This is a genomic window from Streptomyces shenzhenensis, from assembly GCF_021462265.1.
GTDB classification, from domain to species: Bacteria; Actinomycetota; Actinomycetes; order Streptomycetales; family Streptomycetaceae; genus Streptomyces; species Streptomyces shenzhenensis.
This window is the reverse complement of record NZ_JAJONF010000002.1, coordinates 237598-261167: the sequence shown is the minus strand read 5'-3', so window position 1 is coordinate 261167 and position 23570 is coordinate 237598. Positions and strand designations below refer to the sequence as shown.

The 23570-nt window shown below is 71.2% G+C and carries 17 protein-coding genes; 9 read left to right on the top strand and 8 right to left on the bottom strand.

The genetic code is table 11. The annotated features are described in order from the left end of the window. Window positions 1–57 precede the first annotated feature (57 nt). Window positions 58–903, top strand: a complete 846-nt coding sequence (locus tag LQ326_RS03665) for an IclR family transcriptional regulator (RefSeq protein WP_372496718.1) — start codon at window positions 58–60, stop codon at window positions 901–903. Window positions 904–916: 13 nt separating this feature from the next. Here the strand turns inward: LQ326_RS03665 and LQ326_RS03660 are convergent, their stop codons facing one another. The 7 genes from LQ326_RS03660 to LQ326_RS03630 all read right to left on the bottom strand — a co-directional run bounded on the left by LQ326_RS03660 (window position 917) and on the right by LQ326_RS03630 (window position 8011). Continuing rightward, entirely contained in the window at window positions 917–1528 is a 612-nt protein-coding gene (locus LQ326_RS03660; protein WP_234532309.1) for a helix-turn-helix domain-containing protein, read from the bottom strand. Between the two features lie 172 nt (window positions 1529–1700). Then, entirely contained in the window at window positions 1701–3203 is a 1503-nt protein-coding gene (locus LQ326_RS03655) for an aldehyde dehydrogenase family protein (protein ID WP_234532307.1), read from the bottom strand. A gap of 4 nt (window positions 3204–3207) precedes the next feature. Beyond that, a complete protein-coding gene (locus LQ326_RS03650) occupies window positions 3208–4257 on the bottom strand; it encodes a branched-chain amino acid ABC transporter permease (RefSeq protein ID WP_234532305.1) in 1050 nt (349 codons plus the stop codon). Further along, window positions 4254–5132, bottom strand: coding sequence for a branched-chain amino acid ABC transporter permease (locus tag LQ326_RS03645; RefSeq protein WP_234532303.1), 879 nt, complete (start codon window positions 5130–5132; stop codon window positions 4254–4256). The genes LQ326_RS03650 and LQ326_RS03645 overlap by 4 nt, the downstream gene beginning before the upstream one ends. Next, window positions 5129–5896 (bottom strand): ABC transporter ATP-binding protein, encoded by a 768-nt coding sequence (locus tag LQ326_RS03640; RefSeq protein WP_234532301.1) that lies wholly within the window; start codon window positions 5894–5896, stop codon window positions 5129–5131. The genes LQ326_RS03645 and LQ326_RS03640 overlap by 4 nt, the downstream gene beginning before the upstream one ends. Continuing rightward, a complete protein-coding gene (locus tag LQ326_RS03635; RefSeq protein WP_234532299.1) occupies window positions 5889–6665 on the bottom strand; it encodes an ABC transporter ATP-binding protein in 777 nt (258 codons plus the stop codon). Before LQ326_RS03635 ends, LQ326_RS03640 begins: the two co-directional genes overlap by 8 nt. Beyond that, on the bottom strand, window positions 6662–8011 hold the full coding sequence (locus LQ326_RS03630; RefSeq protein WP_234532297.1) for an ABC transporter substrate-binding protein: 1350 nt from the start codon (window positions 8009–8011) through the stop codon (window positions 6662–6664). Before LQ326_RS03630 ends, LQ326_RS03635 begins: the two co-directional genes overlap by 4 nt. A gap of 104 nt (window positions 8012–8115) precedes the next feature. Here LQ326_RS03630 and LQ326_RS03625 point away from each other — a divergent pair, with 104 nt between their 5' ends. The 8 genes from LQ326_RS03625 to mgtA all read left to right on the top strand — a co-directional run bounded on the left by LQ326_RS03625 (window position 8116) and on the right by mgtA (window position 21672). Next, entirely contained in the window at window positions 8116–9009 is an 894-nt protein-coding gene (locus tag LQ326_RS03625; protein ID WP_234532295.1) for an IclR family transcriptional regulator, read from the top strand. 170 nt (window positions 9010–9179) lie between these two features. Further along, window positions 9180–10286: an NAD(P)-dependent alcohol dehydrogenase gene (locus tag LQ326_RS03620; RefSeq protein WP_234532293.1), complete on the top strand. Its 1107-nt coding sequence runs from the start codon at window positions 9180–9182 to the stop codon at window positions 10284–10286. Between the two features lie 56 nt (window positions 10287–10342). Then, on the top strand, window positions 10343–11803 hold the full coding sequence (locus LQ326_RS03615; RefSeq protein WP_234532291.1) for an aldehyde dehydrogenase family protein: 1461 nt from the start codon (window positions 10343–10345) through the stop codon (window positions 11801–11803). A gap of 455 nt (window positions 11804–12258) precedes the next feature. Then, entirely contained in the window at window positions 12259–13734 is a 1476-nt protein-coding gene (locus LQ326_RS03610; RefSeq protein ID WP_234532289.1) for a class I adenylate-forming enzyme family protein, read from the top strand. A gap of 76 nt (window positions 13735–13810) precedes the next feature. After that, window positions 13811–15574, top strand: a complete 1764-nt coding sequence (locus tag LQ326_RS03605) for a DUF3556 domain-containing protein (RefSeq protein WP_234532287.1) — start codon at window positions 13811–13813, stop codon at window positions 15572–15574. Continuing rightward, the gene (locus tag LQ326_RS03600) at window positions 15571–16989 is read left to right on the top strand and encodes a phytoene desaturase family protein (protein ID WP_234532285.1); all 1419 of its coding nucleotides are present in this window, start codon (window positions 15571–15573) and stop codon (window positions 16987–16989) included. Before LQ326_RS03605 ends, LQ326_RS03600 begins: the two co-directional genes overlap by 4 nt. A gap of 88 nt (window positions 16990–17077) precedes the next feature. Beyond that, window positions 17078–18364 carry a PucR family transcriptional regulator gene (locus tag LQ326_RS03595; RefSeq protein WP_234532283.1) on the top strand — a complete coding sequence of 429 codons (1287 nt, stop codon included), beginning with the start codon at window positions 17078–17080 and terminating at the stop codon, window positions 18362–18364. A 656-nt stretch (window positions 18365–19020) separates the two neighbouring features. Next, the gene (gene mgtA / locus LQ326_RS03590) at window positions 19021–21672 is read left to right on the top strand and encodes a magnesium-translocating P-type ATPase (RefSeq protein WP_234532282.1); all 2652 of its coding nucleotides are present in this window, start codon (window positions 19021–19023) and stop codon (window positions 21670–21672) included. 93 nt (window positions 21673–21765) lie between these two features. Here the strand turns inward: mgtA and LQ326_RS03585 are convergent, their stop codons facing one another. Then, window positions 21766–23154, bottom strand: a complete 1389-nt coding sequence (locus LQ326_RS03585; protein WP_234532280.1) for a glycoside hydrolase family 43 protein — start codon at window positions 23152–23154, stop codon at window positions 21766–21768. Window positions 23155–23570 lie beyond the last annotated feature (416 nt).

The following is a 23570-nucleotide window of genomic DNA, read 5'->3' as shown; positions in this document are numbered from 1 at the left end:
TTACATTGGACGTGCGTCCATCCGAATGGCCGCCTGAAATGCAACCCGGAGCCCGTTATGCCCGTGCCCTCACCTCTCCCGGATCAGGCCCGCCCCCTGCCCCAGGGCGCTCCCGCCGTCGCCTGCGACCAGCAGACCGCGGTGGACAAGGCCCTCGTGCTGCTCAAGTCGCTCGCGGAACTCGACGGCGAGGTCGGCGTCAGTGAGCTGGCACGGCGCTCCCAGCTGACCAAATCCACCGCCTTCCGGCTGCTGGGCATCCTCCACCGCAACGACCTGGTCGAACGGGTCGGCAGCAACTACCGGCTGGGCTCCCAGCTCTTCGACATCGGTACCCGCGCGTACGGCCCGACTCCCCTGCTGCTGCGGGAGGTGCTGATGCCGTACCTCGCGGACCTGTACGAGCTGACCCACGAGACCGTGCACCTCGCCGTGCTGCACGGCACCGAGATCGTGTACGTCAGCAAGATCCACGGTCATCGCGCGGCCCACTCGCCCTCCCACGTCGGCGCCCGGCTGCCCGCGTACTGCACGGGCGTGGGCAAGGCCCTGCTGGCCTTCGACCACGACGCGGCGGAGGCGGCCACCGCCCAGGGACTGCCGGCGCGCACCGAGCACACCCTCTCCGACCCCGACCGTTTCCGGGCAGCGCTGGGCCGCATCCGCCAGGACGGCATCGCCTACGACCACCAGGAGGCCGCCCCAGGCCTCACCTGCGTGGCCGTGCCGGTCATGGGCGCGGTCGGCCGTCCTGTGGCCGCCCTCTCCATCGCGGGCGCCGACGCCCGCTTCGATCCGGCCCGGTTCGCCCCGGCCCTGCGCCGGGTGGCCCACGAGGCCTCCCGGGCGGTCATCGCGGCCCGCACGCGGCAGCGGCGGCCCGCCGCCATGGCCCGTCCCTGACCTGTGCCGTCTCTCAGCGCCGGCCGTTGGCCTGGGTGCGGGTGAGGTTGGTCACCCCGGTGCCGGGCTGCACGCGCGGCACACTCACCACCACGTGCAAGAGGCATTCGCCCTCGAGGGACTCGTAGACGTGCGGACGGTCTCCCGGATAGCGCACGAAATCGCCGGCCGACAACTCGACGCACGAGTCGAGTGGCCCCACCCGCACCCGGCCGGTGATCACGTACAGGTGCTCCAGCGTTCCCACCGGATGCGGCTCGGAAGGCTTCACCACGCCCTGCGGATCACGGCTGACGCGAACCAGGTAGTTCTCGATGACTCCCGAACCGTAGACGTGATCCAGCGAACGCGACTCATATCCCCCGTGCTCGTGCCAGACGACCTCGTCTCGCCGCTGCACGGTCATGACCTGCTCCCGCTCGGCCACCAGCCTGGTGACCGGCACTCCGAGGGCGGCGGCGATGGCGAACAACGTGTCCACGGTGGGATTGCCCGTCCCCTGCTCCAGATTGGACAGGGTCTGCTTCGACAGCCCGGCCTGCCGGGCCAGTTCGGTCAGGGACAGCCCCCGCTGGTCTCTGAGAAGGCGCACATTGCGCGCCACCACGGCGTTTCCTGAGGTCACGAACCCATGGTAGGCCCCGCAGGAGTACAGAGTCACAGCTCAGGGGCGTACACCTCTCCAAGACCCGGGGCAGACGAACGGGACGGCACAGCGCCGCTCCCCCCTTGGCTCGTGGCCCGGCACAGAAGCCGAACTGCCCCGAAGACCCGGTGCGTCCGCCCGGCCGCCGTCGTCAGAAGGGGAAGTCGCGCGGTTCACCGCGCAGGGTGATCCAGCGTGTTTCCGTGAACTCCTCCACCGCGAAACCCGTGCCGAAACGGCCCCAGCCGCTGTCCTTCATCCCGCCGAAGGGCATGTGGGGCTCGTCGTTCACGGGCTGGTCGTTGACGTGGACCATGCCGGCCTCGAGCCGGCGGGCGATCTCCAGTCCGCGGTGCGCGTCGCCGGTGAGGACCCCCGCCGACAGGCCGTAGCGCGAGGCGTTGGCACGGGCGACCGCCTCGTCGGCGCTGTCGACGGTCTCCAGCATCACGACCGGCCCGAAGGTCTCGTCGAAGGCGAGTTCGGCCTCGTCGGGCACGTCGGTCAGGACGGTGGCCGGATAGCACGGGGGCTCGGCCCGTCCACCGGTCAGCAGACGTGCCCCCATCGAGACGGCCTCCTCGACCCTGCGGTCCAGGAGGGACAGCGACCACTTGTTGATCGCCGGGCCGATGACGGTGCGCGGGTCGTGCGGGTCGCCGGTCGGCAGCGTGGCGGCCTTCTGCGTGAAGAGGCGGGTGAACTCCTCGGCGACCGGCCGCTCCACGTATATCCGGCGGGCGCACATGCACACCTGCCCCTGCTGCACGAACGCGCCGTAGACCGCGGCGTCGACGGCGTAGGGCAGGTCGGCGTCGGCAAGGACGATCAGCGGGTTCTGGCCGCTGAGCTGCAGGACGACGCGCTTGAGGTGGCGGCCGGCGGTCTCCGCCAGCCGGCGGCCGGTGGGCGTGGAGCCGGTGAAGTTCACCCGTCGCACGGCGGGGTGCGAGATGAGCGCGTCGGCGACGGCCCCGGCGTCGCCAGGGGCATGGGTGATCACGTTGAGCACGCCGGGGGGAAGGCCTGCCTCGGCGAAGACCTCCGCCCACAGCGCACCACCGGTCACCGGGGACTCCTCCGACGGTTTGAGCACCACCGTGTTGCCCAGCGCGATCGGACCCACGATGCCGCGCCCGGACAGCACCAGCGAAGCGTTCCAGGGGGCGATGGCCGCGACGACCCCGACCGGCTGCCGCACCGCGAGGGCGCGGGTTCCGGGCAGGTCGGACGGCAGCACCTGCCCGACGGCCGTGTACGCGAGGCCGGCCGCCTGGCGCAGCAGGGCGGCGCTGAAGTCGACCTGGATCTCCGCGTAGTGGCGGCCGGATCCGGTCTCGTGGGCCAGCAGGCGCATGATCTCCTCGCGGCGGCGTTCCATGACGTCGCCCGCACGCAGCAGGATGCGCTGCCGCTCGCCGGGGAGCGCGTCGGCCCATGCGGTGGACGCCGCCTGGGCGGCGTCCACCGCCCGGTGGGTGTCCTCGGCGTCTCCCGCGGCGACCGTGGCCAGCACCGTCCCCGTCCACGGGTCGTGGTCGGGGTAGGTCGCTCCGCTCAGCGACTCGGTCCACTCGCCTGCGATGTAGTGGTCGACCCTGATCGGAGGGGCTGGTCGGGGAGCTTTTCCTGCCGCAGGGTCGAGAACGTTCACCGGGTCATGTCTCCCTCGGGTTCGCGCCGGTCGCGGCGGTCGGCTGCCGCCGCAGATGGTAACCGACCGGCAGCAACTGGACATGGATCCGATCATGGAGCAGGCTCCACAGACCTCGCGGGAGGAAGAGCGCGAAGGCGACCGCGGTCAGCCCGAGCCCGATGAGGTACCAGGCGCCCTGGTCGGCGAAGAAGTACTGGACGGTGAAGAAGAGGATCGCGCCGAGGATCGGACCCTCGAAGGTCCCGATTCCGCCGACCAGCACCATGAAGATCATGTACGCCGACCACTGCACCCCGAAGATCGACTGGGGCTGGATGAACAGGGTGTTGGCCAGGGTCAGCGCGCCGGCCGCGCCGCAGCCGAAGCCGGCGAGGACGAACAGCATGAACTTCAGCGGCCGCACCCGCACGCCGAGCGAGGCGGCGGCGTCCTCGTCGTCCCGGATCGCCTGCAGTGCCGCGCCGGTGCGGTGCCGCAGCAGCAGGAAGAGCGCGACGAGCAGCAGGACGGCGAAGGCGAGGGTGAGCCAGTAGGTGAACGCGCGGCGGACCTCGGGGGCGTAGCCGCTGAGCCCCTGCAGGGACACGCCGGTGCCGCCGCCGAGACTCTGGTCGAGCATGACGAACAGGGCGAGCGCCTCTGCGACCACCCAGGTGCCGACGGCGAACTGGCCGCCGCGCAGCCGCAGTACGACCAGGGACAGCGCCGCGGCCAGGACGGCGGAGGCGAGGGAGGCCAGGACGACGGCGAGGTAGGGCTGGATGCCGTGCTGGGTGAGCAGGATCGTGCCGTAGGCGCCGAAGCCGATGAACGTCTGCTGGCCGACCGACACCAGGCCCGCGTAGCCCGCCAGAGCGTTCCACATCACGGCGAGGACGAGGAAGATCAGCAGGCTGGTGAGCTGCTGCACGATGTTGGCGCTGAGGATCTGGGGGACCGCGAACAGCGCGACGGCGAGGGCGAGGAGGCTGCCCGACCCGATGCGGGAGGCGAGGCTGGACCGCTGGACGGACCAGGGGCCGGGCGGGGCGGGGGCTGTGGTGGTGGTCATGCGTGCGCTCTCCGGAGGGCGATGAACCGGCCTCGGGGGCTGGCCAGGATGACGAGGAAGACCAGGTGTCCGGCGAGGATGGAGTACTGCGGGTCGATGTGTGCGCCGATGGTCTGGGCGATGCCGAGGACGACGCCGCCGGCGAGCGTGCCCCACAGGGATCCCAGGCCGCCGATGACGACCGCCTCGAAGGCGAAGATGAGCTGGGTGGGGCCGCTGGAGGCGTCGAAGGTGGAGTGGATGGCGAGGAAGGTGCCGGCCAGGGCGGCGACCGCGACGGCGATCGCGGTGGCGCGGGCGTAGACGGATGCGGCGGGGACGCCGACGAGAGCCGCGGTGTCGGGGTCCTGGGCGGTGGCGCGCATCTCGCGGCCGAAGCCGGTGCGTCGCAGTACGAACTGCAGTCCGCCGAGCACGGTGACGGCGACGGCGAGGATCAGTACGCCGAGGTAGGGGATGGACAGCTGGTCGGCGAGGCGCCAGCTGCCGGTCGCCAGGGAGCCCACGGAGGGCCCCAGGGAGCGCACGTCGGGCGAGAAGATCTGCAGCAGGGCGTTCTGCAGGACGATGGCGAGGCCGAACGTCGTGAGCAGCGGCGTGAGTTCTCCCCCGCGCAGACTGCGGGCCAGGACGGTGCGCTGCAGGGCGTATCCGAGGGCGAGCATCACCGGGAGCACGACCAGCAGGGCGAGGAAGGGCGAGATGCCGGTCTCGGAGGAGACCCACCAGACGCCGAAGGCGCCGAGGACGGCCAGGTCGCCGTGGGCGAGGTTGATGATCCGCATGACGCCGAACATCAGGGAGAGACCGCAGGCGAAGAGGGCGTACAGGCCGCCGAGGAAGAGTCCTTGGACGACCGCGTTGATCCAGCTCATGTCCGCTCCGAAGTGGGATGGGCCTGGGGCGTGTCCACCGGGGCGGAGGTGGTGGGAACGCGGTTGAGGCCGAAGTACGCGTCGGTGACCTGGTCGCGGGTGACGTCAGCGGCGGGTGTGTCGAGGACGATGCGGCCCTCGAGCATGCACACCACGCGGTTTGCCACGGACATCGCCCGGCTCAGGTCCTGCTCGACCAGGACGAGGGTGGCGCCGCCGCGGATGAGGGCGTCGACGCATTCGTAGACCGCGTCGACGGCCACCGGGGCGAGACCGAGGGAGACCTCGTCGACCAGCAGGAGGCGGGGATTGGTCATGAGCGCCCGGCCGATCGAGGCCGCCTGCTGCTGGCCGCCGGAGAGGCTGCCGGCCCGCTTGTCGCGCAGCGGACGCAGGAGGGGGAAGGCGTCGAGGACGGTGTCCACGCTCCACTGGCCGGGCCGGGCACGCCGGCCGGCAACGAGGAGGTTCTCCTCGACGGTCATGTCGGGAAAGAGCTTGCGTCCCTCGGGGACCAGAGCGAGGCCGCGGCCCACCCGCCGGTGGGCGGCGAGGTGGGTGATGTCGTCCCCGCCGAAGACGACCGCGCCCTCGGCGGCCGCGTGCGCGCCGGCGACGGTGCGCAACAGGGTGGATTTCCCGGCCCCGTTGGCGCCGACCAGGGCGAGCGTCTCGCCCTCGGCCACCGTCAGGGACACGCCCCGGACAGCGTGCAGGAGCCCGTGGCGGGCCACGAGACCGGAGATCCGCAGCAGGTCAGTCACGGCCGCCCCTTCCCAGGTAGGCATCGACGACGTGGGCGTCGCGCAGGACGGCCCGGGGTTCGCCCTCGGCCAGCACGCGTCCGGCGTCCATGCAGACGAGGCGGTCGATGACCTGGACCAGGATGTGGACGATGTGCTCGATCCACACGATGCTGATGCCCAGCTCCCGCAGGGACTTGACGGTGGTGACGAGTTGGGCGGCCTCGGCGTCGGTGAGTCCGCCGCCGATCTCGTCGAGGAGCAGGACGCGCGGGTCGGTGGCCAGCGAGCGGGCCAGTTCCAGGCGCTTTCTGTGCAGCAGTCCGAGGGCTTCGGCGCGCCGGTTGGCCAGGTCGATCAGTCCGCACAGTTCGAGGACTTCGACGCAGCGCCGGTGGGTGGCGCGGCGCGAGAGGCGGGTGCCGAAGGACGCGCCGACGAGGACGTTCTCCAGCACGGTCATCCCGCCGAAGGGCCGGGGGATCTGGAAGGCCCGGCCGATTCCCTGACGGCACCTCAGTTCCGGGCGCAGGGCGGTCACGTCGCGCCCCTCGATGCGGATGCTGCCCTGGTCGGGGGTGACCGATCCGGCCAGTGCGTTGAGCAGCGTGGTCTTCCCGGCGCCGTTGGGGCCGACGATGCCCACGGCTTCGCCGGGCGCGACGTGGAAGTCGACGCCGTCGAGGACGCGCAGGTCCCCGTAGTTCAGGACGAGTCCGGTGCCCACCAGCAGGGGCTGCGGCCCCTCCTCGTGGGAGGGGCCGGCCGTGGGCGTGCTCAGGGCGCTCATGAGGTGTAGGGGCGCAGGCGTGCGGCGACGGGAACGTTGGGGTCGGAGGAGTTCTCGCACAGGACGAAGTCCAGCTTGTAGGGGCTGCCCTTGGCGGCCTGGACCCACTGTCCGCCGAGAATGGGGGCGGCGACGACGTTGGCGTTGGGTCCCTTGCCCCACTGCAGCCGGCCGACCGGCGTCTGGACGTCGAGCCGGCCGATGGCCTGGGCGACGGCCTTCTTGTCCCTGGGGTCGGTGGCTGCCTGAAGCGCTGCGGCGGCCACGTCGAACAGGGCGAGGCTGGGGCCGAGTTGCTGGGTCCACTGCTTGCCGGAGGACTTCTGGTACCCGTCGGCGAGGTCCTTGGAGGAGATCTTGGTGAGGGAGGAGCTGTAGGGGAAGGTGGGCGTCCAGTAGGCGCCGCCGGCGATGCCGATGCCGAGCGGGCCCAGGGCCTCCACCTGGGAGGGGAACAGGCCCGTCTTCGCGACCTGCACGATCTTGGGCTTGTAGCCCTGCTGGGCCGCCTGGCGCCAGAAGGTGGCGAAGTCCGAGGGGATGGGGAAGGTGTTGAAGATCTCGCAGTGGTCGGACTTGAACCGGGAGATCTGGGAGGAGTAGTCGTTGGTGCCGTCGGTGTAGGCACCAGGGTCGACGATCCCGTAGCCGTCCTTCTTCAGCAGCGGGCCCAGCGACTCGCGGATGGCGTTGCCGTCCGAGTCGTTGGGCCACATGACGCCGACCTTCTTGTTGGTCTTCACCTGCGGCCACAGGTGGGTGTACGCCTGATGGAACTGCTCGACGCCGAAGCAGAAGTGGAAGGTGTACTTGTAGGCCTGCTTCTGGCTGGGCTTGGCGCCGCGGCCGAAGTACCAGGCCTCCCAGGGCACGACGGTGGAGATGCACGGAACGCCCGCCGCCTCGCACGCGTCGGAGACGGGGTTGACCGTCTCGGGTGTCGACGTCGTCAGCATCAGGTCGACGCCCTCGCCGTTGATCAGGTCGCTGGCCACCTGGGAGCCGCGCTGCGGGTTGGACTGGCCGTCCTTGTCGATGATCTTGACGGCGTACTTCTTGCCGCCGATCGTCAGGCCGCCGGCGAAGGCCTTGCGGGCGAGACCGAGGACGTAGGCGTCCGGCTCACCGAAGCCGGCCGCGGCGCCGGTGCGCGGGCTGACGAAGCCGATCTTGAGTGTGTCCGTCGTGTCCTTGCCGCCGCCGCTGCCGCTGTCGCCGCTGCCGACCTTGCAGGCGGCGAGCAGCGGGCTGCCCAGGGCCATCGCGGATATGCCGAGGCCCGCCGTGCGCAGAATCTGGCGTCTGCCGGGTTCGGGGGACGGTTCGGACATAGGAGAAGTAGGCATCTTTGCCCTCCTGGTGAACCAAAGTTGGGGGGAACCTAGGAGCGGCTGTCAGAGATGTCAACGCGATGTTCCAACAACTGAAACATTCGGGCTTACCATGCGGCATGACCTCATCGAGACCTCGGTCCGCGTCCGACGAGCCCGTCCCCCTGGGCGACGCCGACGACGCCGCGGCCGGCGCGGACGACGCCTCCGCCACCCGGACGTCCGCCGCCGGTTTCTCGCAGTCGCTCGAACGCGGGCTGCTCATCCTGTCCTCGTTCAGCGAGAACCGCCCGGTGCTGGGCATCTCCGACCTGGGACGCGCCGTGGGCCTCAACCGCAGCACCGCCTACCGCTACGTGGCCACCCTCGCCAAGCTCGGGTACCTGCAGCAGGACCCGGACTCCCGGAAGTACTCCCTGGGGCCACGGGTCGTCGACCTCGGCTTCGCCGCCATCAACTCCATGGAGATCACCCGTGTCGCCGGGCCGTTCCTGCAGGCGCTGTCGGACGAGACCGGCTACACCGTGAGCATGGCCGTGCTCGACGGCACGGACATCGTCTACGTCGAGCGGCGCCGCAGCGGACGCGCCGGCACCTACGCCATGGGGCTCCAGTTGCACGTCGGCTCGCGACTGCCCGCCTACTGCACCTCGATGGGCAAGGTACTGCTGGCCCATCAGGATCCGGCCGTGCTGCGGGACCTGGTCGACCGGACCGACCTCGCCCGCCGGGGACCGAAGACCATCACCGCCCGCGAGCAGCTCATGGTCGCGCTGAGCCGGGTGCGCCGAACAGGGTTCGCCCTCAACGACGAGGAGCTCGCGGCCGGTCTGCGCTCGCTCGCGGCCCCCGTGCGGGACCGCTCCGGAAAGGTGGTGGCGGCGGTCAACATCGCCGTGCACCTCACGGTGTGGAATGCCTCCATGGACTCGGTGATGCCCCGGCTCGAGGCCCCGCTACGCCGCGCCACGACGGAGATCTCCACCCGGCTCGGCTACCGCTCCCGAACCTGACCGCCGACCGGCTGTTTGAATATTCGGAACATCGATCCCTCTCAGTAGAACATTCGCAGCGCATTCTGTTGACAGGCCGAATCCCGGGCACGCAGACTCACGCCGCCGCACTGGTGGGGCGATCTTCACCAGGCGAACAGAGCTGATCGCCCGAGTTGTGTGAGGTCGTCGTGCGCATACAGGCCGCTGTCTTCGACAAGCAGGACGGACCGTTCCGGATCGAGCCCGTGGAACTGGACGGTCCCGGCCCCGGCGAGGTCCTGGTGAAGATCGTCGCGTCGGGCGTGTGCCACACCGACGGCCTCGCCCGCCACGGCGACCTCCCCTTCCCGGCTCCCGGGGTCCTCGGGCACGAGGGTGCCGGTGTCGTCACCGCGGTCGGAGACGGCGTGACCTCGGTACGGGAGGGCGACCGCGTCGTCATCGGCTGGCCCTGGTGCGGCGAGTGCCGCAACTGCCTGGACGGCGAGCCCCGTTACTGTCTGGAGCTCGGTGAGCTGCTCGTCGGCGGCGTCCGGCCCGGCACCCGTGCCTCCGCCATGAGCCGTCCGGACGGCGGCGAGCTGCACGCCCACTTCTTCGGGCAGTCCTCGTTCGCCACCCACTCGCTGACCCGGGCCAACAGCCTGGTGAAGGTCCCCGACGACGTCCCGCTCGAACTCCTCGGCCCGCTCGCCTGCGGCCTGTCGACCGGCGCGGGCGCCGTCCTGAACACCCTGCGCCCCCGGACCGGCTCCAGCCTGGTCGTCTACGGCGTCGGATCGGTGGGCCTGGCCGCGGTCATGGCCGCGGTCAGCAGCGGCGCCACGAAGATCATCGCCGTCGACCGGCACGCCGCCCGGCTGGAGCTGGCGCGCGAGCTCGGCGCCACCCACGCCGTCGACGCCTCCGCCCAGGACGCGGTCGCAGCCGTGCACGACATCTGCGGCGGCCCCGCCGACAACGCCCTGGAGTGCACCGGCGTCATCTCCGTGGTCCGGCAGGCCGCCGACTCCGTCGGCATGCTCGGGACCTGCGCGCTGATCGGGGGCGCCCCCGCCGGTGCCGAGTTCGGCCTCGACCACCTCACCACCCTGTGGGGCAAGCGGGTCGTCGGGGTCCTGGGCGGCGGCGGCCGCAGCACCCGGCTCATCACCGCGCTGATCGACCTCTACCGCCAGGGACGCTTCCCCATGGACCGCCTCGTGTCCTGGTTCGACTTCGACCAGATCGAGCAGGCGCTGGCCGCCTCCTACGCGGGCGACGTCATCAAACCGATCGTCCGCATGCCCGAGTGAAGCCCACCCCTTCCGCGGCCGTCTCCCGGCCGCCCCGTGCCGAAAGAAGCCCTCTCATGCCTCTCACCCGCGATCTCCTGATCGGCGGCAAGGACGTCCCCGCCGCCTCCGGCCGCGTCACCGAGGACATCAGCCCCTACACCGGCGAGGTCTACGCGACCGTCGCCGCGGCCGGTGCCCAGGACGTGACCCGGGCCGTGGACGCGGCGGACGCCGCCTTCCCCGCCTGGGCCGCCCTCGCCCCGTTCGCCCGCCGTGCGATCTTCCTCAGGGCCGCCGACCTGCTGGACGCCCGCGCCGAGGACGTGGCCGACCTGATGGCCCACGAGGCGGGCGGCACCCGGCCGTGGGCGTACTTCAACGTGGCCCTGGCCGCCAACATCTTCCGCGAGGCGGCAGCCGCGGTCACCGCCCCGCGCGGGGAGGTCCTGAACGCCCAGGAGGAGGGCACCCTCGGCCTGGCCGTGCGCGAACCCCTCGGGGTCGTCGCCGCGTTCGCTCCCTGGAACGCCCCGGTCATCCTCGGCGCGCGCGCCGTGGCCGCGCCGCTGGCCGCCGGCAACACCGTGGTCGTCAAGCCGAGCGAGGACGCGCCGATCGCGTGCGGGCTGCTCATCGCCGACGTGCTGCGCGAGGCGGGACTGCCCGACGGGGTCCTCAACGTCGTCACCAACGCGCCCGAGGACGCCGCCGAGATCGCGGAGGTGCTGATCGCCGACCCGCGGGTGCGCGCGGTCAACTTCACCGGTTCCACCGGCGTCGGCCGGATCATCGGCACGCACGCCGCACGGCACCTGAAGCCCGCCGTCCTCGAACTCGGGGGCAAGAACTCGGTGATCGTCCTGGACGACGCCGACGTCGACTACGCCGTCGACGCCGTCACCTTCAGCGTGTTCATGAACTCCGGGCAGATCTGCATGTCCGGCGACCGCGTCCTGGTCCACTCCTCGCTCGCCGAGGAGTTCACCGGGAAGCTCGCCGCCAAGGTGGCCTCCCTGCGGGCCGGCGACCCGAGCCACCCGCACACCGTGGTGGGCCCGCTGGTCACCGCGGCCGCCGCGCAGCGCGTGGCGGGGCTGGTCGAGGACGCCGTCGCCAAGGGCGCCTCCGTGCTGACCGGCGGCGGCGAGCCGGAGGGCGCGGTGCACCCGGCGACCGTTCTCACCGACGTCCCCAAGGACGCGGCCCTGTACTACGCCGAGGCCTTCGGCCCCGTCTGCGTCCTTGAGACGTTCACCGACGACGCCGAGGCCGTCGCCGTCGCCAACGACACCGAGAACGGCCTGACCTGCGGCATCATCACCGAGAACGCCACCCGTGGGCTCCAGGTCGCCCGTCGGATCCGCACCGGCATCGTGCACATCAACGACCAGTCCGTGGCCGACGAGCCCCACGCCCCCTTCGGCGGGGCGAAGGCCTCCGGCTACGGTCGCTTCGGCGGACGGTGGGGCATCGAGGCCTTCTCCAACACCCGCTGGGTCACCCTCGCCACCCAGCAGGCTCACTACCCCTTCTGATCTCCGCCCCCGCAGTCGCCCGCAGCGCCCGCACCCTCCGGCCGAGAGTGCGGGCGCTGCGGGCAAGTGCGTTCTCGGCCCCGGGAGTTGCCGTTGAACGCCGGCCGCGGTGACGGCCTGCAGGGCGTCCCGGTGCTCGGCGATCCTGCCCTGTGCGTCCAGGCGGAAGGCGTCTGCCTCGACGGGAGTTGCCCTGCTCGACGCGCACACGCCTCCCGGCGGCGGCCGGCGTCTGGTGCACGATGCCGGCCGTGCGGACCAGGACGCGTGCGGGCGCTGCGGCCGACGTACCGCGTTCAGCTCGTTGGCTCCCAGGAGACCCCGGGGCGCGCTTGTCGATGGTGCACAGCTCGGCGGGGAGATTTGTGGATCCGCGACATGGGATGGGGGACGGCTCCTTCCTACTGTTCACGGACACGTGACACACCGCCGCACAGCGTCGTCGAGGAGATCTGGTGAGCGTTGGCCTTGGATATCTGCCCTGGGGGCGGCCGGACTCGGTGATGTCCCGGTCCTGTCTGCGCGACGCACGGCACGAGCTGTCGTACGCGGATGTCGCACACCGCGCCGAAGCGGTGGCGGAGCAGTTGGCCGGGCACGGGGTCGGCGAGGGCGACGTCGTCGCGGTCATGCTGCCCAACCGGGTGGAGTTGCTGCTTGTGCTGCTCGCGGCCTGGCGGCTCGGCGCGGCCGTGACGCCCGTCAACCCCGTACTGACCGCCACCGAGGCGACGTACCAGCTGCGGGACGCGGACGCGGTGCTCGTCGTCACCGCGGGGCCGGACGCGCCGACTGCCGGGCTGCCGTCCATTCCCGTCGACGTGCTGCGGGCGGAGCCCTGCGGCGGGCTGCCCGATCGCGAGGTGCGCCCGCAGGACCTGGCCCTGCTCATCTACACCAGCGGCTCCACCGGCCGGCCCAAGGGTGTGATGCTCGACCATGCCCATCTGCAGGCGATGACAGCCATGCTGGCGGGGCATCTGAAGCTGACCGAGGCCGATCACTGTCTGCTGGTCCTGCCGCTGTTCCACGTCAACGCGATCTGCGTGAGCTTCCTGTCCTCCCTGCTGGCCGGCGGGCAGCTCACCGTCCTGGAGCGCTTCGCGCCGCTGCCGTTCCTGGAGGCGGTGGAGCGGCACCGGCCGACCTATTTCGCCGCCGTACCGACCATCTATGCCCGGCTCGCGGAACTGCCCGCTGATGTGGCGCCCGACACCTCCTCGCTCCGGTTCGCGATCTGCGGAGCGGCTCCGGCGTCGAAGGAACTGCTGGAGCGGTGCGAGGAACGCTTCGGCTTCCTCATCGTCGAGGGATACGGGCTGACCGAGGGCACCTGCGCCTCGACCTGCAATCCCGTCGACGGCCGGCGCAGGCCGGGCACGGTCGGGCCGCCGCTGCCCGGCCAGGAGATCGGCGTGGTCTCGGCGCGGGGGGACCTTCTGCCGGCCGGTGCCACCGGCGAGGTCGTCGTGCGCGGCCCGAACGTCATGCGCGGTTACCTGCGCCGCCCCGACGAGACCGCCGCCGTCCTCGTCGACGGCTGGCTGCGCACCGGCGACGTGGGACATGTCGACGACGACGGCTACCTGACCCTCGTCGACCGGGTGAAGGACATGATCATCAGGGGCGGGGAGAACCTCTACCCCAAGGAGATCGAGTCCGTGCTGTACAGCCATCCGGCGGTCCTGGAGGCCGCGGTGGTCGGCGCGCCGGACCTGGTCTACGGCGAGGTCCCCGTCGCCTATGTCGTCACCTACCCCGGCACCGCCGTGTCCGCCGGCGACCTGCTCGGCCACTGCCGGCAGCACCTCACCAAGATCAAGCTGCCGGTGGAGATCCGGCTGCCGGACGCTCTGCCGAAGAACCCGGTCGGGAAGATCGACAAGCCCGCCCTCCGGAAGTCCCTCCAGCAGGGCACCGCCGCCCGCTGAGGGACCCCGTCCCCCTTCCACCGCCCCGTGACAGTCGCCGGGCGGACGGTACCCCCTGCCGCAAAGGAGCCGCACCATGGGGTTCAGAACCGGTGATTTCCCGCCCGTCGACCCGGAGTCCTTTCTCCGCAAGCCCCTCCTTGAGCGGACGAAGACACTCGCGCTCCACTGGGTCGAGTACGGCTTCGGCACGCCCAAGATGATCCACACGACGTACGTCGTGAAGCTCCTCGTCCTCTACGTCGTCGGTGGTACCGCCGCGGCCACCGCCAGCTCGGGGGCCGGACCGTTCTGGGACGTCGCGCACTGGTGGAACGTTCCGATCGTGTACGAGAAGCTGGTGCTGTGGACCGTACTCCTGGAGGCGGTCGGCCTGGCCGGGTCCTGGGGGCCGATCGCCGGGAAGTTCAAGCCGATGACCGGGGGCATCCTGTTCTGGGCGCGGCCCGGGACGATCCGGCTGCGGCCGTGGCGCCGGGTGCCGTTCACGAACGGCGACACCCGGACCGTTCTCGACGTCGTGCTGTATCTCGCCCTGCTCGGCTGCCTGGCCGTCGCGATCGCCCTGCCAGGCGATTCGTCGGACCTGGTGGACCCGGCGCTGCTGGTTGTGGTCATGGTCCTGCTGGTGCTGTGCGGGCTGCGGGACAAGACGGTCTTCCTGGCCGCCCGAGGGGAGCAGTACCTGCCCGCGCTGCTGTTCTTCGCGGTTCTGCCCCTCACCGACCTGATCGTCGCGCTGAAGCTGCTGATCGTAATCGTCTGGGTCGGCGCGGGTGTGTCGAAGCTGGGCCTGCACTTCTCCCACGTCGTCGCGCCGATGGTGTCCAACTCCCCGGCGATGCCCGCCAAGTGGTTCAAGCGCGCCCAGTACCGGGACTTCCCGCGCGACATCCGCCCCTCGACGGTGGCCGGCGCCATGGCGCACGTGGGCGGCACGTTCGTGGAGGTCGTCACCCCGCTGGTGCTGCTGTTCTCCACCAGCCGGCCGGTGACACTGGCGGCCGTGGGGCTGATGGTCCTCTTCCACCTGTTCATCATCTCCACCTTCCCGCTCGCCGTGCCGCTGGAGTGGAACCTGCTGTTCGCCTACGCCACGGTCTTCCTGTTCTGGGGCCACCCCGCCTGGAACGGCTACGCGGTGAGTGACATGTCGTCACCCTGGCTCGCGGCAGCGGTGGCAGCGGGTCTGGCCTTCTTCCCCGTCCTCGGCAACCTCCGCCCGGACCTCGTCTCCTTCCTGCCCTCCCTGCGCCAGTACGCCGGCAACTGGGCCTCGGCCCTGTGGGCCTTCGCGCCGGGCGCCGAGGCGAAGCTCAACTCCCTCCCGCACCGGCCGACATCGAACCAGGTCGACCAGTTGCAGGCGATGGGCTACCCGGCCCCGGTCGCGGAGATCACCATGCAGCAGACCATCGCCTGGCGGTCCATGCACAGCCAGGGCCGGGGTCTGTTCTCTCTCCTCGTCGACCACGTCCCGGACCTCGACCGCTGGACGGTCCGCGAAGCGGAATTCGGCTGCAACTCGCTGATCGGGTTCAACTTCGGCGACGGCCACCTGCACAACGAGGACCTGATCAACGCCGTGCAGAGCCGGATCGGCTTCGCGCCCGGCGAGTGGATCGTCGTGTGGGTCGAGTCGCAGGCCATCCACTCCGGCGTCCAGCACTACAAGGTCATCGACGCGGCCCTCGGCGTGATCGAACGCGGCACCTGGCGGGTCGCCGACGCGGTGAAGGCGCAGCCGTGGCTGCCGGACGGGCCGATCCCGTACCAGGTCACCTGGTCGGCGCGGCAGGTGGCCGACGGTACCGGCTCGGATGTGAGGACGCCGGCGTGAGTACGGCCGTGGTGGTGGGCGGCGGGCCCAACGGACTCGCCGCCGCCGTCCTCCTGGCCCGGGAGAACGTGCGTGTCACCGTCATCGAGGCCGCCGACGAGGTGGGCGGTGGCGCCCGCAGCGGCGAGGCGATCCTGCCCGGTCTCCTCCACGACCACTGCTCGGCCATCCACCCCATGGCCGTGGGCTCGTCCTTCCTGACCGGCCTGAACCTGGGCAGATACGGACTGGAGTGGCGGTGGCCCGACATCGACTGCGTCCACCCGCTCGACGACGGCACCGCCGGCGTCCTGTACCGCTCCGTCGCCGCGACCGCGGCCGGGCTGGGCGGCGCGGACGGCGCACGCTGGCGGCGGCTGCTGGAGGAACCGGTGGCGTCGTACGACGAACTGGCCGAGGACATCATGGGCCCGCTGCTGCGCCTCCCGCACCACCCGCTGCGGCTGGCCCGCTTCGGGATCCCCGCGCTGCTCCCGGCCACGGTCCTGGCCCGTGCGTTCGCCACCCGGCAGGCGCGGGCGCTGTGGGGCGGGGTGGCGGCACACGCCTTCCGGCCACTGCACCATCCGCTCAGCTCCAGCATCGGTCTGGGCATCCTGACGGCGGGGCACCGGCACGGCTGGGCGGTCGCTGCCGGGGGCTCAGGGGCGATCACCCGGGCGCTGGCCACGCTGCTCACCGATCTCGGCGGCACGGTCGAGACGGGGGTGCGGATCCGGTCGTACTCCCAGCTCCCGCCCGCGGATGTGACGTTGTACGACCTTGCGCCCGGCGCCGTGGCCGGCATCCTCGGCGACCGGCTGCCACCGTCGGTCGTCCGGGCCTACCGCCGGTTCCGGCACGGCCCCGGCGCCTTCAAGGTCGACTTCGCCGTGCAGGGCGGGGTGCCCTGGACCGCCGAGGCGGCACGGCGAGCGGGGACCGTGCACCTCGGCGGCACCTTCGCCGAGGTGGCCGCGGGAGAGCGGGAGATCAACGCGGGGCGGCTGCCCGAGCGGCCGTTCGTCCTGGTGGGACAGCAGTACCTGGCCGACCCACAGCGCTCCGTCGGCGACATCCACCCCGTGTGGACGTACGCGCACGTTCCGCACGGCTACACCGGCGACGCCACCGAGGCGATCACCGACCGGATCGAGGGGTTCGCCCCCGGCTTCCGGGACCGCATCGTGGGTCGCGCGGTACGCACCACGTCCGCCTTCGCCGCGTACAACCCCAACTATGTCGGCGGGGACATCATGACCGGCGCCAAGACCGTCCCCCAGCTGGTGTTCGGCCCCCGCCCCACCCTCGATCCGTACTACACGGGGCTGCCCGGCCACTATCTCTGCTCGGCGGCCACCCCGCCGGGGCCGGGCGCGCACGGCATGTGCGGCGTGCACGCGGCCCGGGCCGCGCTGCGCCACATGGCGCGGTGACCACGCCGGCCGGACGCCCCGGCCGGCGGACCTCCCCCGCCGGACCTGCGGAGATACGATCGGCGGGCGCACGGGAAGGACTCGGCTGATGACACCCACCACGGACGACGGCATCCTGCGCCTGGTGGCCGAGACGGCCCGGCGGCTCAACGACCGCGAGCCGGAGATCGCCCGCGCCATGAGCCGGCTGATGGCCCGCGAGATCAGTCATCTCGACGAGGACCGGCACCTCGTCGAGATGCTCCAGGCCAGCGTCGACGCGAACGTGAAGACGATCATCCACGTCCTCGCCAACCGCATCCCGATAGAACATCTGCAGCCGACCACCGCCGCCACCGAGTACGCCCTGCGCCTCGCTCAGCGCGACATCCCCGCGCACTCGCTCGTCCGCGCCTACCACATGGGCCAGAACGAATTCATCGAGGCGTGCTTCACCGAGGTCCGGCGCCTGGAGTGCTCCGCGGAGCTGCGGCTGGACGTCCTGCATCACATCTCGAACGTGCTCTACCGCTACATCGACTGGATCTCCCTCTACGTCCTCGACACGTACGAGAAGGAGAAGAGGCGCTGGATCAGCTCCCGCGGGAACCTGCGCTCCTCCCTGATCCACAAGATCGTCGCCGGGCAGCCCGTCAACATCTCCGTGTTCGAGCAGGAGACGGGCTACCGCCTCGACCAGTTCCATGTGGGGATGGTGGTCTGGAGCACCTCCGAGGCGCCCGAGCCGGAGGAGCCGCGCAGGCTCGAGCGCTTCGTCCTCGGCCTCGCCGCCCGCTGCCGCGGCACCGGCCAGCCGCTCGTCACCGCCATCGACCGCAGCATGGCCTGGGCCTGGCTGCCGTTCGGGTCCAGACAGCCCGCTCTCGACGTCGAGGAGATCCGCGAACTCACCGCCGGCCTCGCCAAGGACTGCCGGCTCGCCCTCGGCCTGCCCGCCCACGGTCTCGCGGGCTTCCGGCGCTCACGCGAACAGGCCCAGTCGGCCAGGGACGTGGCCCTCGCCTCCGTCGGCCCCGCCCACCCCGTGGTGAGCTTCGGAGACCAGGGCGTGGCCGTCGTCTCCCTCCTGGCCAAGGACATGGACTCGACCCGGCGATGGGTGCGCGAGGTGCTGGGCCCGCTGGCCGGCGACGACGACCACGCCGCCGAGCTCAGGCGCACTCTCCACGCCTTCTTCAGTACCGGCGAGAACTACGGCAAGGCCGCCGAACTGCTCAACGTGCACCGCAACACCGTCAAGTACCGCGTGAGCAAGGTGCTCGACTCCCCCGGACTCACCGCGGCGCACGACCGCATGGACATCGCCCTCGCCCTGCAGATCTGCCACTTCCTCGGCCCCGCGGCGCTGCCCGGCACAGGACTCGGTGAGCAGTGACCGCGCCTGGAGCCGGTGCGCCGGCGAGGGGCGTCCGGCCCCGTCGACGGCACCCGCGTCCGGCAGGAGATCCCGCGCCCGGCGGAGCAGCACGCGCATCACGGACAGCTCTGCTGCGGCACTCACGGTGTCGATGCCCCGCGCCTCCCCTCCGCTTCCCCCAGCCTCACATCCGGAGCCGCCGGCGCCACGGCCAGGGTGGGATCCCGGCGTCCCGCCTCGCCGTCGGGCCACCGGGATGGCGGGCTCCGATCACCGCGGTCTGCAGGGTGCAGCGGTGCACCGGGTCTCCCGGACCGGAAAGGCGAGAAGGGGTGTGGGACTCCGGTCCCCGCAGCGCACGGAGTCGAGTACCAGGTCGCCCGAAGGGGAGCATGACGTCCTCGGGCCGGCCCGGCGCCGCACGCGGGGACGCGCGCCGCACGGTGGGCAGCAGGTCCCGAAGACAGGGCCGGAAGGCCCATGGGGAGCTGAGCGGCGAAGGGTGAAGGTGGGACGGTGAGATCGCTGCCGAGTAATCCGTGTACGGAACCGTCCCCCCGTCCGCTCAGCACTGCCGGACGTCCGCCTGCCCCGGTGCCCGCGTGTTCGCCTGTGTGGGAGAGCAGACGCCCGGGCGGTGGTCGCTGATGGTGACCGCTGTCGGGGAGAGGCCGGTGACCGGGGGGCGTGCCGTCGCTGCGGCCGCCCTGCCCACCGCGCAGGTGCTCCGTGATCTCCAGGCGTCGGAAGGCGGCCTGTCGTCGCAGGAGGCGGCGGAACGGCTGAAGCGCTGGGGCCCGAACGCCGTCCACTCGCACCGGGCCCGGGCGTGGCTGGTGCTGTGGCATCAGCTGCGGTCGCCGCTCCTCGGCCTGCTGCTTGCCGCGGCCGTCGTGTCGTACTTCGTCGGGGAGCGCGGCGACGCCGTGATCATCGCGGTGATCGTGACGCTCTCGGTCGGCCTTGGTTTCGTCAACGAGTTCCGGGCGGAGAAGACCGCCCAGTCGCTGCACGCGAAGATCCGGCACCAGGCGGTCGTACTGCGCGACGGGCAACCCCAGGAGGTGGAGGTCACCGCACTGGTCCCCGGTGATGTGGTCGAACTGCGGCTCGGCGACATCGTGCCCGCGGATGTGCGGCTGCTCGCGACCTCGGGACTGGAGTGCGGCGAATCGGTGCTGACCGGTGAGTCGTTGCCGGTCGCGAAGGACACCGCTGTCGTGCCGGCCGGCACGGCTCTGGCGGACCTGTCCGGCTGCGCGCTGATGGGCACCGTGGTGCATTCCGGAAGCGGCCGCGGTGTGGTGATCGCCACCGGCGCCGAAGCCGAGTTCGGGAAGATCGCCGCCGGCCTGAGCGGACACCAGCTGGAGACCGAGTTCCAGGTGGGACTGCGCCGCTTCTCCATGCTCCTGGTCTACGTCGCCGGGGCACTGACCACGTCGATCTTCATCATCAACGTCGCACTGCACAAGCCGCTGATCGACGCCCTGCTGTTCTCCCTCGCCATCGCGGTCGGCATCACCCCGCAACTGCTGCCCGCGGTCGTCTCCACCAGCCTCGCCGCCGGCGCCCGGCGGATGAGCCGGCGCAAGGTGCTGGTCAAGCGGCTGGTGTGCATCGAGGACCTCGGCGATGTCGACGTGCTGTTCACCGACAAGACCGGGACCCTCACCCAGGGCCGCATCGACTTCATGCGGGCCCTGCCCGTCACCGGCACCTCGGCGGAGGAAGTGCTGCTCCGGGGGTTGCTGTGCACCGAGGCGAACGTGGACGGCCAAGGCCGCCCGGTGGGCGGAAACCCGCTCGACGACGCCCTGTGGGACTCACCGGCCGCCGCCGCCCAGCACCCGCTGCTCAGCGGCTGGAAGCGGACCGGCGTCCTGCCCTTCGACCATGAGCGGCGGATGGTCTCCGTCACCGTCACCGATCTCGCCGGTGACACCCTGCTCATCACGAAGGGCGCTCCGGAGGCGGTGCTGGAACGCTGCACGGAGGTGCCCGAGCCGATGCGCGAGGCGCTGGACGCGGAGTTCGCCGCCGGGAACCGAGTCGTCGCGGTGGCGACCCGGCCCGCCCACCCGGCCACCGCACCCAGTGCCTCCGACGAGCGCGGCCTGCGCCTGACCGGTCTGCTGGTCTTCCTCGACCCGCCCAAGCCCGACGCGGCCGAGGCACTGAAGCGCCTGGACGCACTCGGCATCACGACGAAGATCGTGACCGGGGACAACCCCACGGTCGCCGCCAAGGTCTGCCACGACCTGGGGCTGACCGACGCCGCCGTGCTCACCGGGACCGACCTCGACGCCATGGACGACGAACGGCTCACCCGCGCGATCCGCGACACCACCGTCTTCGCCCGGGTCAGCCCCGAGCACAAGGCCCGCATCGTGCGGATCCAGCGCAGGACCGGCGGCGATGTCGCCTTCCTCGGCGACGGCGTCAACGACGCGCTCGCGCTGCACGCCGCCGACGTGGGCATCTCCGTGGACTCGGCCACCGACGTGGCCAAGGACGCCGCCGATGTCATCCTGCTGGAAAAGGACCTCGACGTCCTGGCGGACGGGGTCGCCGAGGGACGGCGGATCTTCGCCAACACCATCAAGTACGTCCTGATGGGCACGTCCAGCAATTTCGGCAACATGTTCAGTGCGGCCGGAGCCTCACTGTTCCTGCCCTTCCTGCCGATGCTGCCCTCCCAGATCCTGCTCAACAACCTTCTCTACGACTCCAGCCAGCTCGCCATCCCCACCGACGACGTCGACGAGGAGCAGGTACGCCGCCCCGCGCACTGGGACATCGCCTTCATCCGGCGCTTCATGATCTGCTTCGGGCCGATCAGCTCCCTGTTCGACTTCGTCACCTTCGCCGTGATGCTGGGCGTCTTCCACGCCGACGCCGCCCAGTTCCACACCGGCTGGTTCGTGGAGTCCCTCGCCACCCAGACCCTGGTGATCTTCGCCATCCGCACCCGCCGCTCACCGTTCTGGCGCAGCCGCTCCAGCTTGCCTCTGACACTGACCGCGCTGGGAGTCGTCGCCGTCGGCGCCGCCCTGCCGGCCACTCCCCTGGCGCATGTCCTCGGCTTCCAGCCCCTGCCGACCGCCTTCTTCGCCGCGGTGGCCGCCATGGTCGTCGTCTACCTCCTCCTCGTCGAGATCGGCAAACGGATCTTCTACCGGACCGCACGGCCGCCCACGCGCCCCGAACCCGCTCTCGGCCACCGGCATCTGCGCCGCCGCGCGGCACGGTTCAGCACCATCACCCGCCTGCCGCACCGCCGGGCCCTGCGCCGTCCGCCGGTGAGCGGTCCGCACCCACAGTGACCGCACCACGCCTCGGCGCCGAGACCCGGCGAGTGCTCTGGTCCTCGCCGGGCCCCGCTCCGGACCATCCGCGCAGGTCAGCAGCGGTGCAGGTCAGGCCCAGGACGTCACCGGAAGGAACGAGCTGTCCTGCCGGAACAGGTCGGTGCCGTCCGAGATGTCCACGCGGAGTTGGTAGTTGTAGTGGCGCAGGTAGTGACCGGGGTAGTTGTACGACTCGAAGCGGACCGAGCCGGTGGCCGTGCCTGTGCGGGCGATGAAGGTGGCGTCCTCGGCGAAGGCCGTCGTGCCGTCGTTCGCGTCGAAGCGCCCCCGGAAGTCGTAGTGGCGCAGGTAGTTGCCGTCGGCGTCGCGGAAGGAGCAGCCGCCCGCGTCGGCCAGGCCCGCGACCACCGTGAAGGTGGCCGCCTGCTTGTCGGCGGTGGCGCTGGAGCCGGTCACCACGGGGAGGTCAAGGAGAGAGGACACCTCCTGCCAGTACCTCGTCGGGTAGTTGACCGACCGGAAGGAGCGGGTCGCGTTCTTGGTCAGGGACGCGCCGCCGGTCACCGTCTCCTTGATGACCGTGAAGTGGCGGGCCGTGCCGGAGAGGGTGGGCAGGGCCGTGGGGGCGGTCCAGGTGGCGAACGTGTCGTAGCTGTCGCTGTAGTAGTAGTTGCCGTCGCCGTAGCCGTCGAAGAAGATCCGCCAGCCGCCGTTGTCGAGCTGGATCACGCAGGGGCCCTCGCGGTAGCTGCCCCAGCCCGCCCAGTCGCCGGTCCTGGAGATCGTGTAGGGGCCCTTGAGGCTGGTGGCCGTGGCGTACTCGATGTACTTCGCCGTCTCGTTCTTCGTGAACGCGTGGTAAGTCGAGCCGGCCTTCACGATGTACGTGTCGATGTGGTTCGAGCCGATGCCGGACAGGGCGGCCGGCGCTGTCCACGCCGTGAGGGCCGAGTCGGTCGCGGTCAGGACGTACGGGGTGAAGATCCACTCGTCGTCCGTCGTCGAGCAGGACACGATCACGTTGACGCCGGCGTCGCTGTCCACGAACCACTCCGGCGCCCAGGCGCGGGAGAGGTTCGCGATCGGGACCGGGTAGTCGTACAGGAAGGTCCAGTTGACCCGGTCGGCGCTGCGGGCGAAGCCGATGGTGGGGCTCGGGTCCTGCCAGGTGTGGGTGGTGTAGGTGATGTAGTAGTAGCCGTCCGTGTGCTTGAAGACGCTCGCGTCGCGGATGCGGTTGGCGGGCGGGGTGTAGGCCGAGGACTGCAGGAGCCGGAAGTCCGTGGCGTCGTCGGACTGGTAGACGTTCACCGTGCCGTCGTCGCTGTTGAGGAACGGCACGATGGTGTAGCGGGTGGCGTAGCCGCCGGCGGGGGCGGCGGCCTCGGCCGCGCCGAGCAGGCCGGGCAGTTCGCCCAGGGCCAGGGCCGTCACGGGCAGGGCTGCCAGTGCGCGCAGCAGGGTGCGACGGGACGGGGCGGGGGGATGTGTGGTCACGGCGGCTCTCCGGGGCTCGTGCAGACGCGGACATGACGGTGCGTCCGGTATTTCGAACTGAGTTCGAGAAGTCGTGCAGAAAGTAGAAGTCGCGGCAGGTTCACGTCAATGGTTTGAGCGGGACTGGGGCCCGGCTGGACGCCGGCTGTGCGAAACCTGTCCGGTGCCGTGCCCGGCGGACGGCACGCTCCGGTGAACGCCGTGCCCCGAAGTGGGTCCCCGCACGCCGTACGACCGTTCCCGCGAGCCCTGCCGAGTCCGTACGGGCCCTGGCCGAAGGCGACATGACATCCCGTCACTGGTCGAGGCATGTCTCGCGCGGGTCGAGGCCGCCCAGGGCTCCCCCAACGCCTCCCGGATCGCGCGCCACTGCAGCCCTCACCGAAGCGGACGCCTTGGGCCGCGAGTCGGCCGCC

Excerpts from the sequence above, each read along its gene's own strand:
- LQ326_RS03665 (WP_372496718.1), top strand. The coding sequence starts at position 58 with ATGCCCGTGCCCTCACCTCTCCCGGATCAGGCCCGCCCCCTGCCCCAG.
- LQ326_RS03650 (WP_234532305.1), bottom strand. The coding sequence starts at position 4,257 with ATGACCACCACCACAGCCCCCGCCCCGCCCGGCCCCTGGTCCGTCCAG.
- LQ326_RS03645 (WP_234532303.1), bottom strand. The coding sequence starts at position 5,132 with ATGAGCTGGATCAACGCGGTCGTCCAAGGACTCTTCCTCGGCGGCCTG.
- LQ326_RS03635 (WP_234532299.1), bottom strand. The coding sequence starts at position 6,665 with ATGAGCGCCCTGAGCACGCCCACGGCCGGCCCCTCCCACGAGGAGGGG.
- LQ326_RS03630 (WP_234532297.1), bottom strand. The coding sequence starts at position 8,011 with ATGCCTACTTCTCCTATGTCCGAACCGTCCCCCGAACCCGGCAGACGC.
- LQ326_RS03625 (WP_234532295.1), top strand. The coding sequence starts at position 8,116 with ATGACCTCATCGAGACCTCGGTCCGCGTCCGACGAGCCCGTCCCCCTG.
- LQ326_RS03615 (WP_234532291.1), top strand. The coding sequence starts at position 10,343 with ATGCCTCTCACCCGCGATCTCCTGATCGGCGGCAAGGACGTCCCCGCC.
- LQ326_RS03605 (WP_234532287.1), top strand. The coding sequence starts at position 13,811 with ATGGGGTTCAGAACCGGTGATTTCCCGCCCGTCGACCCGGAGTCCTTT.
- LQ326_RS03595 (WP_234532283.1), top strand. The coding sequence starts at position 17,078 with ATGACACCCACCACGGACGACGGCATCCTGCGCCTGGTGGCCGAGACG.